This window comes from Candidatus Manganitrophaceae bacterium, assembly GCA_012960925.1.
Lineage (GTDB): Bacteria > Nitrospirota > Nitrospiria > SBBL01 > JAADHI01 > DUAG01.
On sequence record DUAG01000048.1, the window covers coordinates 82,416 to 90,324 of the forward strand.

Consider the following 7,909-nt stretch of genomic DNA (forward strand, 5'->3'; position numbering starts at 1 on the left):
CCTGACGCATTCAACGACGACCCCTCCCCGTATCGTTTCGCAGGCGGAGATATTTTTTAAGACGAATACGAACCGAATGCACCTGTCTATTTTCCAGAACCTTCTCCGCGATTTTTTCAGCCAGGGTTTTAATCAGGTGGACCGCTTGTCCCCTTCCCAGTTTTGAAATTTCAGAACTCAGACGGTCATAATCGATCGTTTCTTCCAGACGATCGGTCTCGGCAGCCTTTTTGAAATCGCAAGGCAAAGCGATATCAACCGAAAGGTGTTGGCCGACCGACCGCTCAGCCTCCGTAATGCCGCAATGTCCGTGAAACTCAATCTGATAAATCGAGTTTATCCATCGGAAGGAACGCTCAGAAGGTGGGGAAGGATTTCCCCCCCTATAAGGTGTTTTTGAACCAGGTCCTCAACCACTTTCTCATCCAGGCCCGCATACCATGTCCCTTCAGGATAGATGACCATGTTGGGGCCATTGCCGCATTGGCCGAGGCAAAGGCAGAGGGTAACACGAATCTTTTTTGTCAGGTTTTCTTTCTCAAGTGTCCTTTGAAGGGCCTGCAAGGTCTCTTCGGCCCCATCCTGACGGCAGTTGGGGCCGGTACAGACAAACAGATGGTGAAATCCGGGCACAACGTCTCCTCAAATTTACAGTATTTATAACACGATGATGGGTGAGACTTAAAGCGATGTGCGCTTCCCTCATTCCGTGATTGCGGAATTATAAGTCACCGTTGGGTTCTTCTGATATTTTACGGGCTTCCTGAGCTTTCCCCAATCTCTTCTCTCATGAATTTTTTCAGCTTTTTTTTGATATTTTCTTCGATCTGTCGAACCCGTTCTTTTGAAATCTGAAGTTTTGATGCAAATGTCTCGAGGGTTTTTGGTTTTTCTGCCAGGATTCTCTCTGACAATATCGCGACCTCTCTCGGTTTTAATATCTTTGAAAATTCCTCCAGTTTGGATCGGAACAAAAGGGTCAGTTGTTTATCGGCCAGGGCGTCATCGACCCTCGGCTCTTGGGATGGAAGAACATTCGAAAGGGGTTCGTCCGCCAGGGCGCTGGCAGGGGCGTCAAGAGAGAGCTCATGCCCTCTCAGACGTTGTGACATTTCAATGACATCTTTCTCTTTGACATCCAGGCGGCTTGCGAGAAGCTTGGGTCCGGCCTCCACGCCGAGTTTTTCCAGTCGTTCCCGCTCTTTGGAAAGCCGGAAGAACAACTTGCGTTGTGTCTCCGTTGTGCCGATTCGGACCAGGCGCCAATTCTGGAGGATATATTTCAGGATGTATGCGCGGATCCACCAAGTGGCGTAGGTGGATACCCTGACCTTCTTGTAGGGATCAAATTTCTTGACGGCATGCATCAGACCGACATTGCCTTCCTGAATCAGGTCCATCACATTAAAAGGAAGGTTTCTGTACTCCATCGCAATGGAGACGGCCAGGCGAAGGTGGGACAAGATCAACTGTGTGACCGCGTCGAGGTCGCCTTTTTCACGAAACCGAATCGAGAGCGCGTGTTCTTCCTCCCGGCTGAGGAAGGGATACCTGCGAACCTCTGCGAGATATCGCTGAAGGGGGTCGTAGACCGAAAGTTCCCGCTCCTCACCTACTAATGCCATCTCGCCCTCAGGCCGGTTTTTCTCAAGGTCCAACTCCTTCATGGGATTACCTTCATTAAGGTTATTGGTATCAAGAAGTGTAGCAGAAACGGAATGAAGAAAAAAGGAGGCCCTCCGGGGCGAAGGGGCAAAGGCGGAGGCTTCACTCAGGGAAAATAGCGTGTGACTTGTGAGATTAGGGCGGTCTTTGCTTTGTCGGGGTCTTTCGTGCGGATGACTTGTGATAGGGGAGCCCCCCCCCATGAATCCCGGGGGACTCTCCTAATCGTCTGTCACAAGATTACTTGCTGCTTGTTCTCACAAATCCCATCTGTGTGATACTGGAAAGGTTTGGATTCCTGGGTATCAAGGTGACTTTTATGGTCAGGTCCGTTCCTTTCGGCAATCCTGAGGAGATAATCTTAATGTCGGATTTTCCTGAACTGAGATCCCCATCGACCATCAGAAGAGGGTCTTCAGCAGTAAGGTGTATCTTGCCTTTGGCCGACGTTGTCCCGCTGCTCATGCTCCCATCATTAAAAAAGACAAAGAGTGTTTGGAGCGCCATCCTGGTGTCTACATCCCTGACGGTGACGGACAGATGGTAGGCTTCATTCGGCGTGAAGGTCAATCGGGCTCTGATCTTCATTTTGTCCGAATCGACAATGGTTGGATTGGTCGGAAATCCTGTTGAGATAAATACGGCATCCCCAGGTTCAGAAAAAGCATAAGGTTTCGTCACCTTCAAGCCGGTTTCGGGATCCGTCTTGGCCTCGGCCGGAATAGCACCCACGATAAGACTGACAAAAAATAATGCCCCCACGACTATTCTTATTTGTTTCATCCACTGCCCCCTTTTTTTAATTGTGGTGATATGGATCTTCTTGAGCAGATCCGATTCTCTCGGTCGAACTTTTTATCAAGGCCTCTTCTGACTCTAACCGGAAGGTCCGTTCTGCGTAAAACAACTGTATCCCGGATGCTTCCAATGTCAATGCCCTCAAAAGATGGGGGTCCGACCTTTGGGAATCCCCATTGAGTAGTATACAGCCCTATTTCTGATATAGAATGGTCAGATGTATTATCTCGGGTTCTTATTGACTAATTACACTGGATGGATCGCGTAATTACCTGTAGAAGGGAAATTATAGGTAGCTCTGATGAAGTCTGGGTTGAATTTTCAGGGAGATCTTATGTTTCGATGTGAAATGTAGAAGCGGAACATAAGTGCCCTGAAAAAAATTCATGACTTGTTCGGAGTCCCCTAATAACAAGTATGCGCCCTTTTTGTAGGGTGAGCACAAGGCCTTAAGGTCTAAATTGTGGAATCTGGGAAAGTACATCCTCTTCAGGTCGGATCAATATGTCGGCTTATGCTGAGCCCGAAATCCCCTTGACAAGACGGTGTCTATGGGGGATAATCGGGGGCAATATTGTTGGTTATGGGTCGTCCCCCGTAGAAGTGATGCTTAGGTTTTAAAATTTAAAGGAGATTGGTGGTGATCAAGGTTTATGACAACCAGATCGAGAAGGCTTTAAAGGCTCTCAAGAGGCAGCTGGCCAAAGAGGGGCTTTTAAAAGAGCTGAAACGACGAAGTTTTTACGAGAAGCCTTCAGTAAAGAAGAAGAGAAAACAGAAAGAAGCCAGAAAGAAGCGTCTCAAGGCCCTCCGCGCTAGTTTTATCCCTAGCAGGTAGTTTCGTTCATATTGTCTTTCCTCACCTGACCTTTGGATTTGTGCTTCTGCGGTATCCATCCTGATTTATCCTAGAAAATATCCCTTTGCCTGTATTTTAATATCATTCCCTTGGATTGAGTGTGCCTGTGAGTTTAACCTCCGCCTTGTTGAGGATGGGTTCATTAAATCTCGATAGAGAGTTATTGGCGATGAACTTGACCTTATTTTATTGACCTGCTAGACTCCATCGACCGATAAGGTGCCCACTGCCGTAATTGCACAATCAGAGGCCGCCGATTGCCTTTCTAGACTGAGTGATCTTCCAAAAGTCTCTTGATCTTTGTCCTCTAAAAATTATTTGGCTCTTACTTGAGACCAAATTTTGCATCTTGAGTTGTGGAAAAGAAATGGAAGAGCGAAGAGACGAACGACGGAAACTGACACGAGGATATGGCCCCGAGCGCCGGGTCAGCGTTCTGCTCTCTCCTCGATCAGATCTTCGACGGGCGGAGCAGCGCAGAAAAGATTGTCGTACGGATGATCGGCGCAAGAAAAGAACCTTACCCTCCATTGTCATGAAACCGGGATTGGCCGTATCAGATGAATGAAAATCAATGAGATTTTTAAAAGTATCCAAGGGGAGTCGAGTTATGCGGGACTCCCCTGTGTATTTGTGCGGACCACTGGATGTCATCTCCGCTGCCAATGGTGCGACACAGCGTATGCGTTTCACAGGGGGCTTGAATACTCTGTCGAATCGATCCTTCAAGTGGTCCGAAGTTTTGAGTGCCGCTTCGTAGAATTGACTGGCGGGGAACCACTCCTTCAGGAAGAGAGTCCTCTCCTCATCAAGGCACTCTTGAATGAGGGTTTCCAGGTTCTCGTCGAAACGAGCGGCAGCCTGCCCATCAATCAGATCGATTCCCGGGCAATCATCATACTGGATATTAAATGTCCCGGCAGTGGAATGGATCATGCCACGGTTTGGGAAAACCTGGCATGCTTAAAAGACCGGGACGAAATCAAGTTTGTTATTGCTGACCGGGCCGATTACGACTGGGCCAAGGACATACTCAAACAGTATTCAGTACTTCGGGGCAAGATCGTCTATTTTTCTCCGGTCTTCGGACAGATGCCGGCGAAGGAGCTGGCTGAATGGATCCTGGAAGAAAAACTCCCGGTTCGTTTTCAATTACAGATGCATAAATATATCTGGGATGCCGCGATGAAAGGGGTTTAAAGGGATTTATATGGAAATTACAGTTAAACAGGGTTCTGTACTAAAAGCCAAAGGAGAGATCCTGATCCTTACCCACTATGAGGGGGAAGATCTCGCGAAAGAGATCGCCTCGGTGGATAAGGCCATCGGCGGCCTGATTCGAGAGGTGATCGCAACAGAAGGCTTCGCCGGGAAATTTCTACAAACCACACTCATTCGTCCGAATGGAAAGACGGGTTTTCCACGGCTCCTGATTATTGGACTGGGGAAGCGGAACGAGGTGACGCTCGATCATATCCGAAAAGGGATGGGACGTGCGGCAACACTTGTCCGAGAAATAGAACTGGGCGAAATTTCGATACCAGTTTACGCGAAACAAGTGAGGCGGGTCTCGATTCGTGATTTATCTCAGGCCATAATTGAGGGGGTATTGCTGGGTCTCTATCAATTCCAGCGATATAAGACAGAGCGCCCGAATACAACGGAGATCAAGAACTGCACCCTCTTGAGTTCTGATAGGAAATCCATACTCGATATCCGTATCGGCGCGAATCGTGGAAATCGGATTGCTGAAGCGGTGCGTTATGTTCGGGATCTCTGCAACACGCCTTCCAATATGGCAACGCCGAGTCATCTTGCGGAAGAAGCCGTACACATCGGGGCGGAACATGGCATGCACGTCGAGGTCTATGACCGGTCGGAGATTGAAAAGATCGGCATGGGAGCCCTGCTTGCCGTTGCTCAGGGAACGGCTGAACCTCCCAAATTTATTGTCCTTGAATATGAGGGAGCGCGTACCGATTCCAGCATCAAACAAAGTACGCGAAAGAAGAAAAAAAAGCCGATTGTCCTGGTGGGGAAGTCGGTTACCTTTGACTCTGGAGGGGTCTCCCTCAAGCCCTCTGATAAAATGGAATTGATGAAGTACGACATGTCCGGCGGGGCCACCGTTCTGGGTGTGATGCGCGTGGTGGCTGAATTGAACCTCCCGATCCATATCGTTGCGCTTCTCCCCGCGACCGATAATATGCCAAGCGGAACGGCAGTCCACCCCGGGGACGTGGTCACGACTCTGTCCGGAAAAACGGTGGAAGTGATTAACACAGATGCCGAAGGAAGACTTTGCCTGGCAGATGCCCTTACTTATGCGGCGCGGTACAAACCGGCCGCAATCATTGACCTCGCAACCTTGACGGGTGCCTGTGTCGTGGCCCTCGGCCAACATGCCATTGGCCTGATGGGAAATGACCAAAAATTGATCTCACAGATAGAGAACGCGGGACGGGAAACCGGGGAGCGGGCCTGGCAGCTTCCGCTCTGGGAGTCTTACTTTAACCAGATTAAAAGCGATGTTGCCGACTTAAAAAACGTGGGTGGACGAGGCGGTGGAGCCATCACGGCTGGACTCTTCTTAAAGCAGTTTGTGGGGAAGACCCCCTGGGTCCATCTCGATATCGCGGGAACCGCCTGGAACCATGATGGAGGTCATCCCTATATTCCAAAAGGGGCAACCGGGATTCCCCTGCGGCTTTTGATTCAATTCCTGAGCAATCTGACTATGAAGTCTGGAGGCGTGTCGCGATGAATCTTGCGCGGAAAGTGGGACAGATTTTGATGGTGGGGTTTGAAGGCACCGCCCCTACGAAAGAGATCCGGAATTTGATCAAAGAATACGATCTTGGCGGGGTTATCCTTTTTTCCCGAAATATCGAGGATCCGACGCAATGCGCCCGACTCACCAAGGCCCTCCAGAAGCTTTCGTCAGACGCACCGCTGTTCATCGCGGTTGACCAGGAGGGCGGTCGGATCTCACGCCTTCCTCTCCCATTTACGCAATTTCCCTCGGCCAGGATGCTTGGGCTATGTGACTCTATTCCGCTGACTTACAGCCATGCTGAGGCGATAGCAAAAGAGCTTCGGTCTGTCGGGATCAATATGAATTTTGCCCCGGTTCTTGATGTGGACACAAACCCCAAAAATCCGATTATAGGTGATCGTGCATTTGGAGGAAGCCCCGCAATTGTTTCGAAGCATGGATTGGCCATGATGGTTGGGATGATTGATCAAAAGGTCATCGTCTGCGGTAAACATTTTCCGGGGCATGGGGATACCTCGTCGGATTCACATGAGACCCTTCCAGAAATTAAGCACCCCCTCAGTCGTTTGGTTGATATTGAACTCAAACCCTTCATTCATGCCGTTGAAAACCGCATTCCCTGCATCATGACCGCCCATGTCCGTTATCGAGGTATTGATGACCGTCTTCCCGCGTCACTTTCTAAAAAGGTCATTGGCCAATTATTGAGAAAGACCATCCAGTTCAATGGGGTTGTCGTCACAGATGACCTGGAGATGAAAGGAATCACTTCTTCATTTACCGTACCCGAAGCCGCCGTCCAGGCCGTGAAGGCAGGGAGCGATTTAATTCTGGTTTGCCACTCACCCGATCAGCAAGCCGCCGTCCTTGAGGCTTTAATTCATGCCTTCGAAAAAGGGATTCTCTCTGAAGCGAAGCTAGACGCGTCGCTCGCCCGCCTTCTTGCGTTAAAGGAACGCTTCCTGCTTCATCCCCCTTCCATCCGTGCGCCCCTGATCAAACAGATCGTCGGATGTGCCACACATCAGGCGCTCGTCAAAGAGATCGAGAAAAAAAGTCGCGCCGCCATAAAGAAGCAAGGCAAACAGGGTATCTGAAAACGTGGCACTCCTTAAGAATTACATCGATGTGATTCTTCATTTAGACAAATATCTTAACGGGATATTTCAGGATTATGGACTCTGGATCTACTTCATCCTTTTTCTGATTATTTTCTGTGAAACAGGTCTGGTCGTAACCCCTTTTCTCCCAGGGGATTCCCTCTTGTTTGCTGTCGGGGCCCTTGCGGCGGGGAATGGGCTCAAGATCGAATGGTTGATCCCTTCGCTCATTGTTGCGGCAGTGACCGGAGATGCGGTGAACTACAGAATCGGGTACTACTTCGGCCCAAAAATATTCCGTAAAGAAGGGGGCCGTCTCTTAAACCGGGCGCATCTTGATCGTACTCGGCTCTTTTATGAAAAATATGGGGGGAAAACGATTATTATTGCCCGCTTCGTTCCGATTATCAGGACCTTCGCGCCTTTTGTCGCCGGAATCGGGAAAATGGATTACTGGAGTTTTACCGGATACAATGTCTTCGGTGGGATACTATGGATCGTTTCCTTTCTTGCCGGAGGATATTTCTTCGGGCAATTGCCCCTGATTAAAGAGAATTTCACTCTGGTGATTCTTGGGGTCATCGGGGTCTCTCTCCTCCCCATGATCGTTGAGTTCCTACGGGTACGATATGGATCGGTAATCCTCCCTAAATATAAAGGTGCTCAGAAGTAGAATTTTCCAATATAGTAATTTAGGAGGAGAATCTACGA

General features: G+C 49.3%; 10 protein-coding genes. 6 read left to right on the top strand and 4 right to left on the bottom strand.

Annotated elements, in window-relative coordinates:
- Nucleotides 1–10: 10 nt before the first annotated feature.
- The 4 genes from folB to EYQ01_08035 all read right to left on the bottom strand — a co-directional run bounded on the left by folB (nt 11) and on the right by EYQ01_08035 (nt 2,448).
- On the bottom strand, nt 11–340 hold the full coding sequence (gene folB / locus EYQ01_08020) for a dihydroneopterin aldolase (protein HIE65741.1): 330 nt from the start codon (nt 338–340) through the stop codon (nt 11–13).
- On the bottom strand, nt 337–633 hold the full coding sequence (locus tag EYQ01_08025; protein ID HIE65742.1) for a (2Fe-2S) ferredoxin domain-containing protein: 297 nt from the start codon (nt 631–633) through the stop codon (nt 337–339). The genes folB and EYQ01_08025 overlap by 4 nt, the downstream gene beginning before the upstream one ends.
- A 119-nt stretch (nt 634–752) precedes the next feature.
- Nucleotides 753–1,667, bottom strand: coding sequence for a sigma-70 family RNA polymerase sigma factor (locus tag EYQ01_08030; protein ID HIE65743.1), 915 nt, complete (start codon nt 1,665–1,667; stop codon nt 753–755).
- 238 nt (nt 1,668–1,905) lie between these two features.
- Nucleotides 1,906–2,448, bottom strand: coding sequence for a hypothetical protein (locus EYQ01_08035; protein HIE65744.1), 543 nt, complete (start codon nt 2,446–2,448; stop codon nt 1,906–1,908).
- A gap of 652 nt (nt 2,449–3,100) precedes the next feature.
- On the opposite strand from EYQ01_08035, the gene rpsU reads away from it, so the two are divergent.
- The 6 genes from rpsU to EYQ01_08065 all read left to right on the top strand — a co-directional run bounded on the left by rpsU (nt 3,101) and on the right by EYQ01_08065 (nt 7,871).
- On the top strand, nt 3,101–3,301 hold the full coding sequence (rpsU, locus tag EYQ01_08040; protein ID HIE65745.1) for a 30S ribosomal protein S21: 201 nt from the start codon (nt 3,101–3,103) through the stop codon (nt 3,299–3,301).
- Nucleotides 3,302–3,689: 388 nt separating this feature from the next.
- Complete coding sequence (locus EYQ01_08045; GenBank protein HIE65746.1) at nt 3,690–3,890, top strand: hypothetical protein; 201 nt, start codon at nt 3,690–3,692, stop codon at nt 3,888–3,890.
- Nucleotides 3,887–4,522 (top strand): radical SAM protein, encoded by a 636-nt coding sequence (locus tag EYQ01_08050; protein ID HIE65747.1) that lies wholly within the window; start codon nt 3,887–3,889, stop codon nt 4,520–4,522. The genes EYQ01_08045 and EYQ01_08050 overlap by 4 nt, the downstream gene beginning before the upstream one ends.
- 10 nt (nt 4,523–4,532) lie before the next feature.
- Complete coding sequence (locus EYQ01_08055; GenBank protein HIE65748.1) at nt 4,533–6,086, top strand: leucyl aminopeptidase; 1,554 nt, start codon at nt 4,533–4,535, stop codon at nt 6,084–6,086.
- Nucleotides 6,083–7,195: a beta-N-acetylhexosaminidase gene (gene nagZ / locus EYQ01_08060; protein HIE65749.1), complete on the top strand. Its 1,113-nt coding sequence runs from the start codon at nt 6,083–6,085 to the stop codon at nt 7,193–7,195. Before EYQ01_08055 ends, nagZ begins: the two co-directional genes overlap by 4 nt.
- A gap of 4 nt (nt 7,196–7,199) precedes the next feature.
- Entirely contained in the window at nt 7,200–7,871 is a 672-nt protein-coding gene (locus EYQ01_08065) for a DedA family protein (GenBank protein HIE65750.1), read from the top strand.
- Nucleotides 7,872–7,909 lie beyond the last annotated feature (38 nt).

Coding starts and splice junctions, on each gene's coding strand:
- EYQ01_08030 (HIE65743.1), bottom strand. CDS start 1,667: ATGAAGGAGTTGGACCTTGAGAAAAACCGGCCTGAGGGCGAGATGGCA.
- EYQ01_08035 (HIE65744.1), bottom strand. CDS start 2,448: ATGAAACAAATAAGAATAGTCGTGGGGGCATTATTTTTTGTCAGTCTT.
- EYQ01_08045 (HIE65746.1), top strand. CDS start 3,690: ATGGAAGAGCGAAGAGACGAACGACGGAAACTGACACGAGGATATGGC.
- EYQ01_08050 (HIE65747.1), top strand. CDS start 3,887: ATGAAAATCAATGAGATTTTTAAAAGTATCCAAGGGGAGTCGAGTTAT.
- EYQ01_08055 (HIE65748.1), top strand. CDS start 4,533: ATGGAAATTACAGTTAAACAGGGTTCTGTACTAAAAGCCAAAGGAGAG.
- nagZ (HIE65749.1), top strand. CDS start 6,083: ATGAATCTTGCGCGGAAAGTGGGACAGATTTTGATGGTGGGGTTTGAA.